Annotated in this window: 16 protein-coding genes; 5 read left to right on the top strand and 11 right to left on the bottom strand. The window is 73.5% G+C overall.

Going from position 1 to position 18,093, the window contains the following annotated elements; genetic code table 11:
• Nucleotides 1-53 precede the first annotated feature (53 nt).
• Both RIN80_RS15075 and RIN80_RS15080 read right to left on the bottom strand, forming a co-directional pair.
• The gene (locus RIN80_RS15075; protein ID WP_309096098.1) at nt 54-1,637 is read right to left on the bottom strand and encodes an AMP-binding protein; all 1,584 of its coding nucleotides are present in this window, start codon (nt 1,635-1,637) and stop codon (nt 54-56) included.
• A complete protein-coding gene (locus tag RIN80_RS15080; RefSeq protein WP_309096099.1) occupies nt 1,634-3,313 on the bottom strand; it encodes an AMP-binding protein in 1,680 nt (559 codons plus the stop codon). The genes RIN80_RS15075 and RIN80_RS15080 overlap by 4 nt, the downstream gene beginning before the upstream one ends.
• Nucleotides 3,314-3,438: 125 nt before the next feature.
• Here RIN80_RS15080 and RIN80_RS15085 point away from each other — a divergent pair, with 125 nt between their 5' ends.
• The 3 genes from RIN80_RS15085 (at nt 3,439) to RIN80_RS15095 (ending at nt 8,317) form a co-directional block, all read left to right on the top strand.
• A complete protein-coding gene (locus RIN80_RS15085; protein WP_309096100.1) occupies nt 3,439-4,269 on the top strand; it encodes a helix-turn-helix transcriptional regulator in 831 nt (276 codons plus the stop codon).
• 198 nt (nt 4,270-4,467) lie between these two features.
• Entirely contained in the window at nt 4,468-7,320 is a 2,853-nt protein-coding gene (locus RIN80_RS15090) for an AAA family ATPase (RefSeq protein WP_309096101.1), read from the top strand.
• A 205-nt stretch (nt 7,321-7,525) separates the two neighbouring features.
• Nucleotides 7,526-8,317 (top strand): serine protease, encoded by a 792-nt coding sequence (locus tag RIN80_RS15095; RefSeq protein ID WP_309096102.1) that lies wholly within the window; start codon nt 7,526-7,528, stop codon nt 8,315-8,317.
• Between the two features lie 141 nt (nt 8,318-8,458).
• Here RIN80_RS15095 and RIN80_RS15100 read toward each other — a convergent pair whose 3' ends face one another.
• The 3 genes from RIN80_RS15100 to RIN80_RS15110 form a co-directional block, all read right to left on the bottom strand.
• On the bottom strand, nt 8,459-9,574 hold the full coding sequence (locus RIN80_RS15100) for a winged helix DNA-binding domain-containing protein (RefSeq protein ID WP_309096103.1): 1,116 nt from the start codon (nt 9,572-9,574) through the stop codon (nt 8,459-8,461).
• Nucleotides 9,575-9,698: 124 nt separating this feature from the next.
• Nucleotides 9,699-10,289 (bottom strand): hemerythrin domain-containing protein, encoded by a 591-nt coding sequence (locus RIN80_RS15105; protein ID WP_309096104.1) that lies wholly within the window; start codon nt 10,287-10,289, stop codon nt 9,699-9,701.
• A gap of 10 nt (nt 10,290-10,299) precedes the next feature.
• On the bottom strand, nt 10,300-11,499 hold the full coding sequence (locus RIN80_RS15110) for a hypothetical protein (RefSeq protein ID WP_309096105.1): 1,200 nt from the start codon (nt 11,497-11,499) through the stop codon (nt 10,300-10,302).
• 243 nt (nt 11,500-11,742) lie between these two features.
• Here RIN80_RS15110 and RIN80_RS15115 point away from each other — a divergent pair, with 243 nt between their 5' ends.
• Nucleotides 11,743-12,417: a hemerythrin domain-containing protein gene (locus tag RIN80_RS15115; RefSeq protein ID WP_309096106.1), complete on the top strand. Its 675-nt coding sequence runs from the start codon at nt 11,743-11,745 to the stop codon at nt 12,415-12,417.
• 9 nt (nt 12,418-12,426) lie between these two features.
• Here RIN80_RS15115 and RIN80_RS15120 read toward each other — a convergent pair whose 3' ends face one another.
• The 6 genes from RIN80_RS15120 to RIN80_RS15145 form a co-directional block, all read right to left on the bottom strand.
• On the bottom strand, nt 12,427-12,960 hold the full coding sequence (locus RIN80_RS15120) for a hypothetical protein (protein WP_309096107.1): 534 nt from the start codon (nt 12,958-12,960) through the stop codon (nt 12,427-12,429).
• Nucleotides 12,961-13,005: 45 nt separating this feature from the next.
• Complete coding sequence (locus RIN80_RS15125; RefSeq protein ID WP_309096108.1) at nt 13,006-13,554, bottom strand: DUF1360 domain-containing protein; 549 nt, start codon at nt 13,552-13,554, stop codon at nt 13,006-13,008.
• On the bottom strand, nt 13,532-14,518 hold the full coding sequence (locus RIN80_RS15130; protein ID WP_309096109.1) for a Rieske 2Fe-2S domain-containing protein: 987 nt from the start codon (nt 14,516-14,518) through the stop codon (nt 13,532-13,534). The genes RIN80_RS15125 and RIN80_RS15130 overlap by 23 nt, the downstream gene beginning before the upstream one ends.
• A 61-nt stretch (nt 14,519-14,579) precedes the next feature.
• Complete coding sequence (locus RIN80_RS15135; protein WP_309096110.1) at nt 14,580-15,755, bottom strand: zinc-dependent alcohol dehydrogenase; 1,176 nt, start codon at nt 15,753-15,755, stop codon at nt 14,580-14,582.
• Entirely contained in the window at nt 15,752-16,222 is a 471-nt protein-coding gene (locus RIN80_RS15140; RefSeq protein WP_309096111.1) for a hypothetical protein, read from the bottom strand. Before RIN80_RS15140 ends, RIN80_RS15135 begins: the two co-directional genes overlap by 4 nt.
• 6 nt (nt 16,223-16,228) lie before the next feature.
• Nucleotides 16,229-16,684 (bottom strand): DUF4383 domain-containing protein, encoded by a 456-nt coding sequence (locus RIN80_RS15145; protein WP_309096112.1) that lies wholly within the window; start codon nt 16,682-16,684, stop codon nt 16,229-16,231.
• Nucleotides 16,685-16,816: 132 nt separating this feature from the next.
• Between RIN80_RS15145 and RIN80_RS15150 the strand changes: the two genes are divergently transcribed.
• A complete protein-coding gene (locus RIN80_RS15150; protein WP_309096113.1) occupies nt 16,817-18,064 on the top strand; it encodes a cytochrome P450 in 1,248 nt (415 codons plus the stop codon).
• Nucleotides 18,065-18,093 lie beyond the last annotated feature (29 nt).

Here is an 18,093-nt window from a genome sequence, read left to right on the forward strand (position 1 = left end):
GGCGCCGATCTTACGGGCCGGGGCTGCCGTGCCACCGAACGCCCCCGCGGTCGTCAGACGGTGTAGCGCTCGCGCAGTTCCACCTTCCGCACCTTTCCGGACACCGTCATGGGGAAGGAGTCGAGGACCTGCAGCCGGCTGGGGACCTTGTAGTGCGCGAGCCGCCCCGCGCAGAAGGCACGCAGTTCCTCCAGGGTCGGCGGGTCGTCCGGGTCGCGGGCGATGACGCAGGCCAGCACCTCCTCGCCCCAGTGCTCGTGCGGGACGCCCACGACCTGGACGTCCTGGATCTTGGGGTGGGCGTAGAGGAACTCCTCGATCTCGCGGGGGTAGATGTTCTCCCCGCCCCGGATGATCATGTCCTTGATGCGCCCGACGATCTCGACGTAGCCGTCCTCGCGCATGACGGCGAGGTCGCCGGTGTGCATCCAGCGGCCGGCGTCGATCGCCTCGGCGGTCTTCTCCGGCTCGTCCCAGTAGCCGAGCATCACGCTGTAGCCGCGGGTGCACAACTCGCCCGCTTGTCCGCGGGGTTGCGTCACTCCGCTCGCCGGGTCGACGACCTTGGCCTCCAGGTGCGGCAGGACGCGGCCGACGGTGCCCGTGCGGTGCTCCAGGTCGTCGTCGCGCCGGGTCTGCAGGGAGACCGGGGACGTCTCGGTCATGCCGTAGCAGATGGCGACCTCGGCCATGTGCATCTCGGCCACGACCCGCTTCATCACCTCCACCGGGCAGGGCGAGCCCGCCATGATGCCGGTGCGCAGGGAGGACAGGTCCCAGGAGGCGAAGCCGGGGAGGTTCAGCTCCGCGATGAACATGGTCGGGACGCCGTAGAGCGAGGTGCAGCGCTCCTGCTGGACCGCGTCCAGGGTCGCCGCGGGGTCGAAGGACGGGGCCGGGACGACGATGCAGGCGCCGTGCGAGGTGGCGGCGAGGTTGCCCATGACCATGCCGAAGCAGTGGTAGAAGGGCACCGGCACGCAGATCCGGTCCTGCTCGGAGTAGGCGAGCAACTCCCCCACGAAGTAGCCGTTGTTGAGGATGTTGTGGTGGGAGAGGGTGGCGCCCTTGGGGAAGCCCGTGGTGCCCGAGGTGTACTGGATGTTGATGGGGTCGTCGCAGGACAGCTCCGGGAACGCCGGGTCGGGGGTCGCCCGGGCCAGCAGTCTCTCCCAGCCCGGGTCGCCGAAGTACACGACCTCGCGCAGCCCGGGGCAGCGGTCCCGCACCTGGTCGACCATCGCCCGGTAGTCGCTCGTCTTGTGGCTGAGCGAGGCGAACAGCACGGACACCCCGGCCTGCTTCAGGACGTACTCGACCTCGTGGGTGCGGTAGGCCGGGTTGATGTTCACCATGATCGCGCCGATGCGGGCGGTGGCGTACTGGACGAGCACCCACTCGGGGCAGTTGACCGCCCAGATGCCCACCCGGTCGCCCTTGGCGACACCGCTGGCCAGCAGGGCCGACGCCAGGCGGTCGACGTCCGCGCCGAAGCGCGCGTAGGTCCAGCGCCGGCCGGACACCACGTCCACCAGGGCCTCGCGGTCCGGCCAGGCGGCCACGGCTCGGTCCAGGTTCGCCCCGATCGTGTCGCCGAGCAGCGGTGTCGTGCCGGTGCCGTGGCTGTAGGAGTTCACCGGAAGTCCTCCTCGCGGTACTCGGCGTCCGAGCCGGCCGCCGTGGCCTCGCGCAGCGCGATCCGGCGGATCTTGCCCGAGACGGTCTTGGGCAGGTCGGCGAACTCCAGGCGGCGGATGCGCTTGTAGGGGGCGAGGGCTTCGCGGGAGTGCTCGAACAGGACCTTCGCCGTGTCCGGCCCGGGCTCCCAGCCGTCCGCCAGGACGACGTACGCCTTCGGCACCGACAGCCGCACCTCGTCCGGGGCGGGCACCACCGCCGCCTCGGCCACCGCCTCGTGCTCCAGCAGCGCGCTCTCCAGCTCGAAGGGGCTGATCTTGTAGTCGGAGGCCTTGAAGACGTCGTCGCTGCGGCCGATGTAGGTCAGGTAGCCCTCGGCGTCGCGGGAGGCGATGTCGCCCGTGCGGTAGTAGCCCCCGGCCATCGCCTCCGCCGTGCGGTCGGCGTCGCCGTGGTAGCCGGTCATCAGGCCGACCGGGCGGTCCGAGAGGTCGAGCGCGATCTCGCCCTCGGTGGCGCCGGGCGCGCCCGAGACGGGGTCGAGCAGCTCGACGCGGTAGCCGGGGCTGGGCCGGCCCATCGAGCCCGTCTTGAGCGGCTGGCCGGGGCTGTTGGCGACCTGGACGGCCGTCTCGGTCTGGCCGAAGCCGTCCCGGATGGTGACGCCCCAGGCGCGGCGGACCTGCTCGATGACCTCCGGGTTGAGCGGCTCCCCGGCGGCGACGACCTCGCGGGGCGGGGTGCGCAGCTGGGTCAGGTCGGCCTGGATGAGCATGCGCCACACGGTCGGCGGGGCGCAGAAGGTGGTGACGCCGGCCCGGTCCATCTCGGCCATGAGCCGGGCGGCGTCGAAGCGCGTGTAGTTGTGCAGGAAGACGGTCGCCTCGGCGTTCCAGGGGGCGAAGAGGTTGGACCAGGCGTGCTTGGCCCAGCCCGGGGAGGAGATGTTCAGGTGCACGTCGCCCGGCTTCAGGCCGATCCAGTACATGGTCGACAGATGGCCGATCGGGTACGAGGTGTGGGTGTGCTCGACCAGCTTGGGCCGGGCGGTGGTGCCCGAGGTGAAGTAGAGCATCAGCGGGTCGTCGGACCGGGTCGGGCCGTCGGGCGTGAAGTCGGCGGAGGCGCCGTAGGCGTCGTCCAGCGGCAGCCAGCCGGCCGGCACGGCGCCGGCCGCGCCGGCGGCGATGCGGGTGTAGTCGCCGGGGACCTCGGCGAACTTCCCGGCGTCCTCGGGGCGGGCGATGACGTGCCGGACCCGGCCGCGCTCCACCCGGTCGCGCAGGTCGGCGGGGCCGAGCAGCGGGGTGGCCGGGATGACCACCGCGCGCAGCTTCATCGCCGCGAGGGCGGTGATCCACAGTTCGGCCTGGTTGCCGAGCATGACGAGGATCCGGTCCTCGGCGCGCACGCCCCGGGCGCGCAGCCAGGTGGCGAACTGCGCCGACCGCACGGACATCTCACCGAAGGACAGCTGCGTCTCGCGGCCGTCCTCCTCGACGATGTGCAGGGCCGTGCGGGCGTTGCCGTCGGCGATCTCGTCGAACCAGTCGAGGGCCCAGTTGAAGTACTCGGGACGGGGCCAGCGGAAACCCCCGTAGGCGGTGGCGTAGTCCTCGCGGTGTTCCAGCAGGAAGTCCCGCGCGCTGCGGAACAGCTCCGTCGCCGATGTCATGCGTCCTCCTCGGTGCCGGACCATTGCCGGGCGGCTCTGAGCCATCGTGTAATCCGTGATGCGGGTCTCACTACCCCCGAACGGGGGGTGCGCCCGCACAGGCGCCGGAGTGAAGGGGCGAACAGGTGACGGCAGAGGCGTCCGACGCGGTCGAGGTGCGCAACGCGCTGCTGCGCCTGCGCCGCGCCACCGGCCTCCCGGTGGCCTTCGGCGGCCTGCTGGAGGCCGGGCGGCAGATGCGCATCAGCGAACTGAGCGGCACCGCGACGCACGCGCTGCGGTCGCTGGTGGTGACGTCCGGGACCGGCCTGGGCGGCAAGACGGTGGCGCTGTCGCGGCCGTGCGTGGTGACCGACTACTCCGCCTCGCGGCAGATCAGCCATGAGTACGACGCCCCGGTGGCCGTGGAGGGGCTGCGCTCGGTGCTGGCCGTGCCGGTGGTGGTGCGGCACCGGGTGCGCGGGGTGCTCTACGGGGCGCTGCGCACGGCTCAGCCGCTGGGCGGGCGGATGCTGGACGCGGCCGTGGAGGCGGCGCGGGACGTGGAGCGGGCGCTGGTCCTGCGGGACGAGGCGCGCACGCTCGCCGCCGGCGGTGGGCCGGGCGCCGGCTGGGAGCAGGTGCGGGAGGCCCACGCGGCGCTGCGGGCGCTGGCTCCGCGGATCGCGGACCCGGGGCTGCGGGCCGAGCTGCTCGGCGCGTGCGCGCTGCTGGCGGCCGGCCCGGGTGCGGCCGGTCCCGGTGCCGGCCCCTCGCCCCGGGTCCGGCTCGCGCCCCGGGAGGTGGACGTGCTGGCGTGTGTCGCCGACGGGGCCACGAACGCGGTCGCCGCCCAGCGCCTGGGAGTGACGGCCGAAACCGTCAAGGGGTATCTCAGATCGGCCATGCGCAAACTGCGGGCCCGGACCCGGGGCGAGGCCGTGGTCGCCGCACGCCGGGCCGGGTGGTTGCCCTGAGGTTTCTGCTGTTTTCCACCGGTCTGACCTGTTCGTCAGGGCGCTGACGTGCCACCGGGAGCGGTGTTCCGGCGCATTCGGGAGGCCGGTGAATTCGTCCGCCGACACGGGCTGTTATTTCCCTCACCACAGCGTCCGTCCGAAATTCAAAGAGCTGTTGCCTAATATTGGCCAGGACACGACACAGGGAGGACAGAGGTGACCGTTCGACGGGACTTCCAGGAGCCTCCCAGGAACCGCCCGGACCTGGTCATCGGCCGGGAGGAGCTGTTCGCCTCGGCCCGTGACCAGCTCGGCCGGGGCGGCAGTGTGCTGCTCCACGGCCCGGCCGGAATAGGAAAGTCGACGATCCTGCGGGCACTGGCCGCGGATTACAACGGCCCGGACCGCACCGTCCTGCGCTGCTCGGCCACGGAGTCCGAATCCCATCTGCCCTTCCTGGCCCTGGCCGATCTGTTCGGCCTGGTCCTCGACGAGGTATCCGGCCATCTGCCCGCCGCCCAGCGCACGGCCCTGGAGTCGGCGCTCACCGGCCGCGGCGAGTCCACCCTGCAGCGCGACGGGCTCGCGCTGCGCCTCGCCGTGCTCTCGGCGCTGCGCGCCCTGGCCGTGAAGGGCCCGGTGCTGGTCGTCGCCGACGACCTGCAGTGGCTGGACGCGGCCAGCGCCGAACTGCTCGGTTTCGCCGCCCGCCGGCTCGGCGACACGCCCGTGCAGATGCTGTCCGCGGTGCGGACCGAGGGCGAGGAGTACGACCGCCATCTACGCGCGTCCCCGCCCGACACCCTCGCCGTGCGGCTGGGCCCGCTCACCCGTACGCAGGTCTCCGCGCTGCTGGACCACCGCGGCTACACCCCCCTGTCCCGCTCCACGATCCGCGACATCCACCGCACCAGCGGCGGCAACCCCCTCTTCGCGCTGGAACTGGGCCGTGCCCTGGCCGAGAGCCCGGCCCGGCCCCGGCCCGGCGAGCCGCTGCCGGTGCCCACCTCGCTGCGGGCACTGGTGCTGAGCCGACTGGAGATGCTGTCGGAGGAGGCCCGTCGCACCCTCCTGGTGGCCAGCGCCGGTGCCCGGCCCACCCTGGCGCTGCTGCACGCGGCCGGGCGGGAGCACGCCGAGGCCGAGACCGCCCAGGCGGCGGCCCTGGGGCTGCTGGCCACCGACCCGGAGGCCCCGGCCCTGCGGTTCGCGCATCCGCTGATCTCGGCCGCGCTGTACGCGGAGGCCCCCGCGCAGGAGCGCAGGGCCGTGCACGCGGCGCTGTCCACGGCGGCCTCCGACCCGATCGAGCGGGCCCGGCACCTGGCCCTGGCCACCACCGGCACCGACCCGGAGGTGGCGGCCCGGCTCGCCGAGGCCGGTGCGCTGGCCCGGGACCGCGGCGCCCCGTCGGTGGCCGCCTCGCTCGGGCTGCTGGCGGCCCGGCACACCCCGGCGGACAGCGTCCCCGGCCCTGACGAGCGGCGGCTGCAGGCCGCCGAGGACGCGATCACCGCCGGGGAGGCCGATCTCGCCCGGGACATCGCCCGGGACGTGCTGACCCGGGCCACCGTGCCGGCGGAGCGGGTGCGGGCCTGGATGGTGGTCATCGAGGCGGCCGGGCAGGCGCTCGGCGAGGTCGACGCCGTCTTCCCGCAGGTGCTGGCCGACGCCGGCGACGACCCGCGGCTGCTCGCCCTGGTCCGCTACCAGCTCGCCTGGCGCGCCCTGGTCGTGGAGGGCGACTTCGCCGAGGCCCGGCAGGAGGCCGCCCACGCGGCGGAGCTGGCCGCCCGCGGCGAGGACCGGCGCACGGAGCTGATGGCGCTGTCCTTCCAGGCCTCCACGGAGACCCTGATGGGCCACCCGGACGCCCCCGCGACGGTCAAGCGGGCCCTGAAGGAGCCCCAGGACCCGTACGTGGCCTGCCATCACAACGGCGCCGGCTCGGCCCGCTTCCGCTGGCTGATCATGAGTGACCAGCTGCCCGAGGCGCGCGCGACCATCACGGCGCTGCTGCGCGAGGTGCGGCGCCGCGGCATGGTCGAGAGCGAGGTGCACTTCCTGCGCTTCCTCGCCGACACCGAGCTGCGCTCCGGGCACTGCGGCCGGGCCCTGGACCTCGCCCGCGAGAGCCTGCGCCTGGCCCGGGACGCCGGGATCGGCGAGGGTGCCTCCGCCATGCTGGCCTCGCTCGCGGAGGCCTCCGCCGGGGACGTCGACCGGGCCCTGGCGCTCGCCCGCGAGGCGGCCGACCACGCCGAGGTCGACGGCGACCAGATGTACCTCTCCAGGGCCCTGGCGGCCCTGGGCTACGCCCAGTTGGTGGCCGGGGACCCGGCGGGCACGGTCCGTTCGCTGCGCCGCGTGCGGGAGCTGGAGCAGGGCCTCGGCATCAACGACCCGGCGCGCGGCCGCTGGCACGGCGACCTCGCCGAGGCCCTGGTCCGCATCGGCGAGCCGGGCGAGGCGCAGGACGTCATCGACACGGCCCGGGTGCACGCGCTGCGGCTGGGCCGGGAGAGCGTGCTGGCCGTGCTGGACCGGGCCGAGGCGCTGGTGCGGGCGGCGCGCGGCGAGCACGAGGCGGCCGTGGTCCGGCTGACGTCGGTGCAGGACCGGCTCGGGCGGCTCGGCTACGGCCTGGAGGAGGCCCGCGCCGCGTTCGTGCTGGCCCGGCTGCGCGACCGGGCCGTCGCCCACCCGCGCCCGGGCGGTACCGCCCTTCCCGGGCCGGCGTCGTACGACGAGGCCGCCCGGCTGTTCCGGCGCTGCCGGGCGATGCCCTGGCTGCGGCAGGTCGACGCGGCCGTCACCGCCGGGACCGCGGCGGTGGAACCGGCCTCCGTCACGCCGCCCGTGGCGCTCGACGCGCTGGAGGGGCTCGCCTCGATGGAGCGTCAGGTCGCCTCGCTCGTGATGGAGGGCGCCACCAACCGGGAGATCGCCGGCCGCCTGTTCATCAGCGTCAAGACCGTCGAGGCGACCCTCACCCGGGTCTACCGCAAGCTGGGCATCCGCTCGCGGGTGGACATCGTCCGGCTGGCCGCGGGCCGCCGCAGCACCTGACCCGACCTGGGTTTACGGCGCCGCACCGAGGGTTTTCCCTGCCCAACTCCCCTAGGGGGTTCCCTCATTGGGGGCCCTCGGCGCCGAGCCCTAGCTTGGGGGCGTGCCGCTCGCCGGGCACACGGAGATCCGAACAACGGCGTCAGGGTCCCCGTGCTCCACCCCACCCGCGCGACCCCCCACCGGCAACTCCCCAAGGAGACCCATGTTCGGGCTCAACGCCGCCAAGAAGGCCGCCGCCGTCGTCGCGGCGACCGCTGCCGCCGCCACCACCGCGCTGCTCGCCGCCCCCACGGCCGTGGCCGCGCCCCAGCCGATCGTCGGCGGCACCACGACCACGACGACCGCGTACCCGTTCGTCATGCAGATCACGGACGCCTCGCAGAGCCAGTTCTGCGGCGGCACGCTGGTCTCGCCCACGAAGGTGGTCACCGCCGCGCACTGCATGGTCGGTGAGACCACCAGCAGCGTCCGCGTCGTCGGCGGCCGGACCTACCGCAACGGCACCAACGGCACCGTCAGCAGAGTCAGCAGGATATGGATCCACCCGAGCTACACCGACGCCACCAACGGCGACGACGTGGCCGTGCTGACGCTGTCGACGTCGATGCCGTACACCCCGGCCAAGTACGTGTCCTCCTCCCAGACCTCGGTGTACGCGGCCGGCACCACCGCCCGCATCCTCGGCTGGGGCACCACCTCCTCCGGCGGCAGCTCCTCCAACCAGCTGCGCACCGCGACCGTACCCACCGTGTCCGACTCGGGGTGCGGCAGCGCCTACGGCTCCGACTTCGTGCAGAGCGACATGGTGTGCGCCGGATACACCTCCGGCGGCGTGGACACCTGCCAGGGCGACAGCGGCGGCCCCCTGCTCGTCGGGGGCGTCCTGGCAGGCATCACTTCCTGGGGCGAAGGCTGCGCCCAGGCCGGCTACCCGGGCGTCTACACCCGGCTGACCACCTTCTCGAACCTGGTCACGACGCAGGTCAACTCGTGACCGACTGACTCCCGGGCAACCCTCGGGTGAAAAGACCAGGGGGCGTTGCGAGCTTCCACGAGCAGCCCGCAACGCCCCCTCTCCATGTCCGGGTCCGGGCCGGTCGGCCCCGCTCGCCCGCGATCCCGGATCGTTCACCGCTCACTTGCGTACCGTGCCGAAGCGGATGTCGTACGTCGTGTCCGGGTGCATGATCTTCAGCATCCGCTCCCCCTCGGCGGTGACCTCCCCGCGTCGGGCCGTGCCCAGCCGCTCGAAGGGCTCGATCACGAGGGCGTCCTCCTCCAGCCGCCACAGACCGGCGAGGAAGCCGTCGACGAGGAGGGTGCGGTAGGCGATGTTGCCCTGCCAGCTGCGGCCGCGGTGCTCGGCCGGGACGACACGGGTGCGGTCGGCGTGGGAGAGCAGCAGGTTGTCGAACTCGGGCAGGAAGCGCGGCGGGGCCGGGGTGTCCGGGTCGGGGCGCGGGGCGTCCGGCAGGTCGAAGAGTTCGGTGCCCCTGTCGTCGTGGAAGGTCACCAGCCGCGGGCGCAGGCGCTCGAAGGCCTCGCCCAGGCGGGTCAGTCCGGCCCAGGTCTGCATGTCCCGCACGGAGGCCGGGCCGAAGGCGGCGAGGTAGCGCCAGACGACCGTGTCGGGCGTGGCGGGCTCCCCGAGGGGGCGCCCGAGCCACTGCTCGGCGGTGGTGAGGCTGACCTGCCCGCTCCTGCCCCACAGGCCGCGCGGGGTGACCTGCACGAGCGGCAGACGGCAGCGGGCGGCGACGCCCAGGGCCTGCGGGTCGGCGTCGGGCCACTCCTGGCTCAGGGCCTCGCGCAGCTGCTTCATGGTGCGCGGCTCGGCCTCGACGAGGTCGCGGGTCAGGCGGTCGAGCCGGTCCAGGTCGACGCCGACGAGGCCCTTGCGGAAGTTCGCCAGCTCCCGGTCCCTCGCGGGCTGCGTCAGCGGCCGCAGGGCGAGGCAGTCGGCCGCGGTGTGGGTGTGGATGGTGGAGCGCATCGTGACGATCCGGACGACTTCGCGGTCGGCCATGAGCCGCGACAGGTCCTCCGGGGTGTACCCGTCGAGCCGGGCGGCGAGCGCGTAGTACGGGGGCTTGACGTTCTGCGCCTGCAGACCGACCAGGTGCTCGACGGCGCCGGCGGCGGACATCCGCGCGGGCCGCAGGAGCAGCTGCCGGTCGAGGGTGGCACGGTTGAGGGCCCGCACCCCGAGGTGGGGTGCGGTACGCGCGACGCTCCGCTTGGTGTTCGTCATGAGGGGACGGTATCGGGGCTTGCGGACAGGGTCTGTCCGCGACTGAGGAGGGCTCCCAGGAGCCGCGCGGACCGCGAGTCCGCACCACGACGGCACCTCCCGTGGTGCGGACTTCCGAACCGGGTCAGTCCTTGCCCATGGCCTTGCGGACCGCGTCCTTGGTGCGGTCCATCAGCGCGGCCACGGGCCCGAGGGCCACGTTGGCCGCGCCGGACTCGACGCCGGGGTGCGGACGGGTGGGGGCCATGGCCTCGGCGGCCTTCACGGCTTTGGCCATGGAGGCGAGGCCCGAGGTGTCGGTGCTGCGGCGGATGTGGGTGAACTCGTAGCGCTCCTCGGCCCGGGCGTGTTCCTGCACGTCCGTGCGCAGCTGCCGCAGCCGGGGCAGGAACTCCGGGTCGTCGGTGTCCATGTCGTCCAGGGCCGCGAGGGTCTCCTTGGCCGCGCGTTCCTCGGCGAGCCGGTCCTCCACGACCTGTTCGCCGCCGGGCAGCGACCGGCGGGCGAAGGGGTGGACGACCTCCTCCTCGGCGGTCTCGTGCACGGCCAGCAGCCGCACCAGGCGCCGGAACGCGTCCCGGCGTTCCTCGCCCGTACTGGCCTCCACCTCGTCGAACAGGTTGCGGATGTCGCCGTGCTGGCGCATCAGGAGCGCCACGACGTCGGCGTCCGGTGCCCGGTCGTCGCCGGCCTGGGGGGTGTGGAGATCGGTCATGACGGCCGCCTCAGTTCTCGCGCATCGCGGGGTCGGGGTGCTCGCCCTCGGACTGCACCCGGTACTCGCGGCCGAACATGGCGTCGTGCTCGGCCATGACGCGCTCGCTCGGCGGCTCCTCGCCGCCGTGGATCTGCTCCTGCAGCTTCTCGAACCGCTCATGGGCCTCGCGCACATACCCGGCGCCCAGGGTGGTCAGGTCCATCTGGGTCTCCAGCAGCTCGCGCAGGTACTGCTTGTTCGGCTCGAACGTGAGCACGTTCGGCAGCTCCGGCGCGAGGATCTCCTGCGGCTCCCGGCCGTCGTGACGGCGCATCAGCTCGCAGGCGGTGTGCAGGTGTTCCAGCTCCATGTTCAGGTGCAGCTCCCAGATCGCCTTGACCTTGGGGTCGCTCTCCTGCTCCATGAAGGAGTAGTACAGGTAGCACTCGTTGTACTCGTGGTTGACCAGCTGCTCCCACCACGTCTCGCCCGGGTCGACCAGGGACTCGTAGTGGGTGACGTGCTCCTCCTCGATCAGGCCGATCTCCTGGTAGAGCTGGCGGGCGATCGGCTCCATGTAGGTGGGGCCGGTGTTCATGTAGAAGTTCATGGTCTGCTGCTCCGCCGACATGATCGTCAGGGCGTGCAGCTTCGACAGCGGGTCCGTCCGGTCCTTGTCGTACGGGTCGCGGACGTTGTCGGCCGGGTGGCGGTGGTGGTACTTGGTGGGCCGGCCCGGCATGACCTCGGTCAGTCCGTCGACGATCGACTCCGCCTTGCGGTGCTCGATCATCTCGTAGAGGTTGGCGTACCGGTACAGGTGGTCGAAGTCCTCCAGGACGCCGAACTGGTACGCCTGCTTGAGGTAGGGGTCGGGCTCCATGCGGGCCACCCAGGCGGTCAGGTCCACCGCCACCTGCTCGTAGGCGATGGTCGTCTCCAGCACGGAGGAGACGCCGGGCAGCAGCCAGTTGACGGCCTTCTGCTGCTGCGCCTCGATGTACCGGGTCTGCGCGAGCTGCCGCTTGACCTCCGGGTCGACGGTGTTGCGGGCGAGCTGGTGGCTGAAGAGGATCGCCTCCACCTCGATGCCGTTCATGGTGATGATCCGGCAGCGGGTGTACGGGTCGCAGCGGTCCGGGTCGATGGGCTGCACGTTCAGCTCGCGCCAGCTGCGCAGCTGGCGGTCCAGCGGGATGCCCCGCTGCTCCAGTGGGTTGAAGGTCACGGACGGTCTCCTGGGTGGGGGAAGCACTCGCGCGCCGGCCAAGGCCCCGCCGGGCCGGCGCGCACGGGGTCGTCCCTCGCAGTCTTTCGCCCGGGCCGGGGTCCGGCCACCGCTCACGCCCCGTCGACGTGCGGGTTGCGCCGGCCGGGTGATGGAAGGGCGCCCGCGGGAAAAGGGGTACTCGCGCCCTGGGGCACCTGCGGGTGCCGCGGCGGACGCCGGCGGCACGGGAAGGAGCGGGGCATGGCCACGACCATCGAGGCACAGAGCGTCGACCAGCTGGGAGGCCCGGGCAGTGTCCTGGCCCGCCAGCGCCGCGATCACGCGGAGATGGACCGGCTGATGGACCGGTACCGGGCGCTGGAGGCCGGCGCGGAGCGGGAGCGGGTCCTGAAGGAGATCGTCCAGCTGGTGTTCAGCCACGCCTTCGCCGAGGAGACGGTGCTGTGGCCGGCCGTGCGGCGTGCGGTCGCGGACGGGGAGGAGCTGACCTCCCGGGTCGAGGAGGAGCACCAGGAGATCAACGACCTCGTCGCCGGGATCGAGCGCCTGGAGCCCGGCACGGTGGAGCGCGAGGAGATGGTGGAGCGGGTCTTCGCCCTGATCCGGCAGGACGTCCGGGACGAGGAGGACCTCGTCCTGCCGCGGCTGCAGGAAGCCCTGGACGCCGTCCGGCTGCGGCGGCTCGGTGCGGCGTGGGAGACGGTGCGCAGGAGCGCGCCGACCCATCCGCACCCGGTCGTGCCGCGGCGCCCGCCGGGCAACGCGGTCCTGGGCGTGCCGCTCAGCCTCTACGACCGGCTCCGCGACGGGCTGGGGCTCGGCGTGTCCGGCCCGTGGGGCCGCAGGATCCTGTCCGGTCTGATCGGGCTGCTCGTCTCCGGCGCGGTCGCCGTGATCGTGCGCAGGCGGCGCTGAGCCGGCGGGTCACCGCCCGTGGGCGTCCCCGCGGGGCGGGGGGCCGACGTCCGCGTGGCGGCCGGGGCGCCGGGCGGCGTGCCGCTGTCCGGGGCCGGGGCCGCCGCGCGCGGCCAGGGCGTCGGCGACGGCGCCCGTGACGAAGGCGTAGACGGCCTTGTGCGCCACGTCCACCGCGAGTTCCCTGCGCGGCCAGGTCTCCGGCGGGGCGCCGACGCCGGTCGCGTTCTCCAGGATCTGGTCGTTGGTGAGGCGGACGACGGTGAACTTGGCGGAGGCGACCGGCCCGCGCAGCCCGGACTGGGCCATGACCGAGCGCAGCACGCCGAGGAGGGCGGCCTGGCCGAAGTGCATGGCCCAGTTGGCCTTCAGCGACTGGGGGCCGGGCCGCTCGGGCAGGCCGGTCAGCCGTTGCAGGACGCGGGCCGGCACATGGGAGTCCGGCCGGCCCGTGACGGCCTGCTCCAGTTTCTCGCCGAGGGTCATCACGGCGCCCCCGGCGGTACCGGCGAGGAGTCCTTGCCACAGTGCGCGTTTGAGCATGTCCCGGCGAGTACCCGTTCCCGGGACCGCGTCACGCGCCGTCCCTCAGTCGCCGGTGGTTTTCTCCATGAGGGCGCTGTACGCCAGTTGCAGTGTGTCCGCCCCGGCCAGGGCGGTCAGCGTGCCCATGGCGGTGCGGGTGGCGCGGGGCCACAGCAGCTGGCCGGCGGTCAGGGCCGAGGCCACCCAGACGCTCATGCAGAACGGGCAGGTGGCGAGCTCCCCGACGGTGTGCCTGCCCGGCCCGGGCTGGGCCTCCTCGTGCAGCTCGGCCGGGCCCTGCGGTCCGGCGTACCGGGTGAAGGGGGCGCGCAGCGGGCTGGTCACCGAGGCCTTGGTGAGCAGCCGGCTGAGCCGGAAGGTGGCCACCGACGTCAGGACGACGTCCCACGGCTCGGGGCGGTCGGGCACCGGGCGGCCCCGTAGCCGGACCGCCGTGGCCCAGGCCGTCGTGAAGGCGGCGAAGCCGGCCATGGCCGTGACGTATCCGCCGAGCGGCCGGTCGTGTCCCGCCGAGTACTCCTGCCGGGCGCGCCGCAGCAGGCCGCGCAGCCGTCGTACCGGGCGGCTGTCAGCCACGGGCGTCGTGTCCATGTGCGGCATCCGTTCGCGTTCCTCGCGTCGTGTTTCCGTGTCCGGCCGGTTCCCTGTGCTGCTCGGCACGCTGTCCTCCGTTCTGGTGGCGCAGACGCACCTCGACGCGGCCGTCGGTGATCCGGGTCTCGAAGGAGGGCTGGGGCGCGGTGGCCGGGCCGCGTACGTTCCAGCCGTCGGAGAGCCGGAAGACGCTGCCGTGCCAGGGGCACCGGACGCAGCCGTCCTCGACGGTGCCCTCCGCGAGTGGTCCCGCGAGGTGGCTGCAGCGCTCGGCGAGGGCGTGGAGCTGCCCGCCGGTCTCGCGGACCACCAGGACGGGCACGTCGTCGACGACCCGGCGCACCGGGCGGCCGGCCGGGAACTCGTCCACGGTCCCGACCTCGTGCCAGCCCTCGGAGACGACGTGCGGGACCTCCTCGGCGTGGTTGGCGCCGGAGGCCTGCCGGTAGGCGAGGTGGCCGCCCAGCATGCCGCCGATCCCGACGGCCGTCATGCCGAGGAAGCCGTAGGTCCGGCCCGCCGCCTCGCGTCCCCTGACGCGGCAGGCGAGCGAGGCGGCGTAGAGGCCGACGGCGACCGTGTTGGACAAGGCGTGCACCAGTCCGACGCGCTGCTGCTGCCGGTGCAGTTCCGCCCAGTCGGTCCAGCCCGCGAGGGCCGCGGGAGCGGCGGCGGCCAGACCGACGCCGATGAGCAGCCGGGACTCGCGGGAGCGGCCGGGCCGCAGGTCGAGCACGGCCGCCGACAGCCAGCTGCCGATCGGCACCTGCACCATCAGCGGATGCACCGGGTGCCCGAGCCAGCGGCCGTGCAGCAGGTCCCTGCCGCGGCCCAGCGGCAGGGACCGTACGCCCTTGCGGAGCGTGTCGATCACGGCGTCGGCCCGGGGCTCGCGTTCCAGGCGGTCCAGCAGCCACAGGACCCGGTTCTGCCGCAGCAGGCGGCGTCGCGTTGCACTCATGCCCCGCCGGGTTTCCACCGCTATGCGCGGCAAACGGAGGAGTGTGCGGTGGTGGGGCACGTCAGCCGCCCGGCCGGATGACCGCGCGGACGCAGCCGTCGCTCTTGTCCTTGAACATCTCGTAGGCCCGCGGCGCCTCGTCCAGGGGCACGCTGTGGGTCGCGAGGTGGGCCGTGCTCAGCTCCCCGGCCGCCAGCCTCTCCAGGAGCATCGGGATGTAGCGCTGGCCGTGCTGCTGGGCGCCGCGGATCGTCAGGCCCTTGTTGATCACCGCGCCCAAGGGGAACTTGTCGACGGCGCCGGCGAAGACGCCGAGGACGAAGACGGTGCCGCCCTTGCGGCAGGCGTGGATGGCCTGGCGTACGGCGGTGGGCCGGTCGGTCTGCAGGCGCAGCTGCTGTTTCACCTGGTCGTAGAGGTGGACCGGGCTGTCGCTGTGCGCCTCCATGCCGACCGCCTCGATGCACACGTCGGGGCCGCGGCCGCCGGTGCGTTCGCGCAGTTCGGCGCCGACGTCGGTGGCGGTGTAGTCGATGACCTCACTGCCGATGTGACGTTCGGTCATCGCCAGCCGCTCGGGGATGCGGTCGATGGAGATCACGCGTTCCGCGCCCAGCAGGATCGCGGCCCGGGCCGCCATCTGGCCGACGGCCCCGCAGCCCCACACGGCGACCACGTCGCCGGGCTTGACGCCGCCCAGGTCGGCGCCCATCCAGCCCGTGGGCACCGAGTCGGAGACGAACAGGGCGCTGGTGTCGTCGACGCCCTCCGGGACGGGGAAGGCCCCGTGGTCGGCGAAGGGCACCCGCACGTACTCGGCGTGGCTGCCGCGCAGCCCGCCCATGGCGTGGGAGTAGCCGAAGATGCCACCGGTGTCGGCGCCGAACAGGGCCTGTCCGATGCCCGGGTTGGTGTTGGTGTTGTCGCACAGGGACCACAGGTCGTGGGTGCAGTACCAGCAGCGGCCGCAGCCGACGAAGGAGCACACCACGACCCGGTCGCCGACCTTGTGCCTGCGCACGGCCGGGCCGACCTCGACGACCTCGCCGACGAACTCGTGGCCGATGACGTCCCCGGACCGCATGAAGGGGATGTAGCCGCCGATGAGGTGGAGGTCGGAACCGCAGGTGGTGCCGGCGACGAGCCGGACGATCACGTCCTGGTCGTTGCGTAGCCCGGGGTCGGGCACCTGCTCGACGGAGAGCTTGTTGACGCCTTCCCAGCACAGGGCCTTCACAGCACTCCCTCCCCACCGGCGCGGCGGCCGAGCAGTCCGACGAGTTTCCCGCCCGGGGTGTCGTGGGTGGTGGGCGGCGCGTCGGGTTCGAGGACCTCTCCGGCCTCCAGCAGCGACTTGGCGTCGCGCAGCGCCCGGCGCAGGTCCTGGCGCGGGTCCTCACCGGCGAGCCGGGCGGGCAGGGAGTGCGCGCCCTCGGGCTGCGGCTCCCGCAGCCGTACGGCGAGTTCGGTGCCGCGGTCACCCGGGGCCGGGCTGATGCGTGTCTCGATGCGGTCGCCGTACTCCCGCAGGGGCGCAGGCAGCTTGTCGGGCTGGAGCTCGCCGGGATCGACGTTGATCGTCACGGCCAGCCAGCGGTCGGCGGCGGCGGGGCCGCTGGCGCCCGCCGCCTTGCGCTGCCAGGCGATGACGGCGCCGGCGGTCACGCCCGCGGCGGCCGCCCACAGTGTCTTCGCGTGAGCCATCGGCGGTCACATCCTCCGGGAGGTGGCCGGACGACGGGTGAGCAGCGCGCCCAGGGCGATCATGCCGATGCCGAGGACGAAGTGCAGCCAGTCGTCGGCCGTGTTCAGCGGGACGAAGTTGGCGTCGCTGTCGTGGCCGACGAGCAGGCCGTACAGCCACAGGACGAGGTAGATGGCGCCGCCCGCCAGGAGGTAGGTGCGGGCGCCCGAGGCGCTGCGGGACAGCGCCAGGCCCGCGACGCCGAACGCGAGGTGGACGAGGTTGTGCAGGATCGAGACCTGGAAGATCCCGAGGAGCTCGGCGCGGGAGTCGTGCGAGGCGAACTCCATGGTGTCGTAGTCCGTGGTGATCCCCGGGATGAAGCCCAGGATCCCGACCAGCAGGAACACCGCTCCGACCAGCAGCGCCGCCAGCTGGACGGGGGTGCGGGCCGTTCTCGTCGGCGAAGTGCGTGTGTTCATGACGGTGGCCTTCCGGCGCGGGGGGCGCGTCACGGTGAGCGCCCCGGTGCGCGGCGAGTACCCCTTTCCGGGGCGCAATCGTGCCGTGCCGGGCCGTGTTTTCCGATGAACCCGGCGGGCACTCACCGCGCCATGGATGAAAGTCGTCGTGCGCCACTCGCGGACAGCTCGCTCGCCCTGCTGGCCAAGGGGTACACCTGGCTGCCCGACCGCAGGGCCCGCACCGACGCGCCCCTGGTGCGCACCCGCCTGATGGGACAGCACGCCGTCGCCCTGTACGGCACCGACGCGGTGCGGTTCTTCTACGACGAGCGGCACGTCGAGCGCGGATCCGCGCTGCCCGGCCCGGTGCTGAGCACCCTGTTCGGGCACGGGGCCGTGCACACGCTGGACGGGCTGTCCCACCGCGGCCGCAAGGAGATGTTCCTGTCCCTGCTGACGGGGCCGAAGGCGGTCGCCGGGGTCGTGGACGAGGTCGCCGCGGTGTGGGAGGAGACGGTGCGCACGTGGCCCGGGCGCCGGATCGTGCTGTTCGACGAGGCGAGCCGGGTGCTCACCCGGGGCGTGTGCCGGTGGGCCGGTATCCCGCTGGACGACGCCGAGGCGGTGGCCCGGGACCTGGTCGCCATGGTCGACGGTTTCGCCACGGCGGGGCCGCGCCACTGGCGGGCCCGCCGTGCCCGGGCCCGCGGCGAGGAATGGCTGGCACGGCTGGTCGAGGACGTCCGGGCGGGGACCGCGAGCGCTCCGGACGGGTCGGTGCTGGAGGCGGTGGTGCGGCACCGGGACATGGACGGCCGGCTCCTCGGTCCGCGCACCGCGGCGGTCGAGCTGCTCAACGTGATCCGGCCGACGGTCGCCGTGTGCTGGTTCGTCTCCTACGCCGGGCACGCGATGCGCCGCCCGGACGTCCGGGAGCGGCTGCGCGAGGACGACGGGGCCTACGCCGTGGCGTTCGCGCACGAGCTGCGGCGCTTCTACCCGTTCGCCCCGTTCGTCGGCGGCCGGGCCGTCACCGATCTGGACTGGCACGGCGAGCCGATCCCGGCCGGCGCGATGGTCCTGCTGGACCTGTACGGGCAGAACCACGACCCCGGCATCTGGGGCGACCCGTACGCCTTCCGGCCGGAGCGGTTCCTCGGGCATCCGCCCGCCCGGGACGAGCTGATCCCGCAGGGCGGCGGCGACCGGGCCACCGGCCACCGGTGCCCCGGCGAGGACATCACGGTCGCCCTGCTGGCGGCGCTCGCGCCCCGGCTGGCCCGGCTGGAGTACGAGGTCCCCGAGCAGGATGTGAGGATCCCGCTGAACCGCGTACCGGCCCGGGTGCGCAGCGGGTTCGTCATCGAGTCGGTCCGGGTGCCGGTGCCCGTGGGGTAGACGGCCCACCGGACGCGACACGGCTGTGG

The sequence above is a fragment of the Streptomyces sp. genome, assembly GCF_031181705.1.
GTDB lineage: Bacteria > Actinomycetota > Actinomycetes > Streptomycetales > Streptomycetaceae > Streptomyces.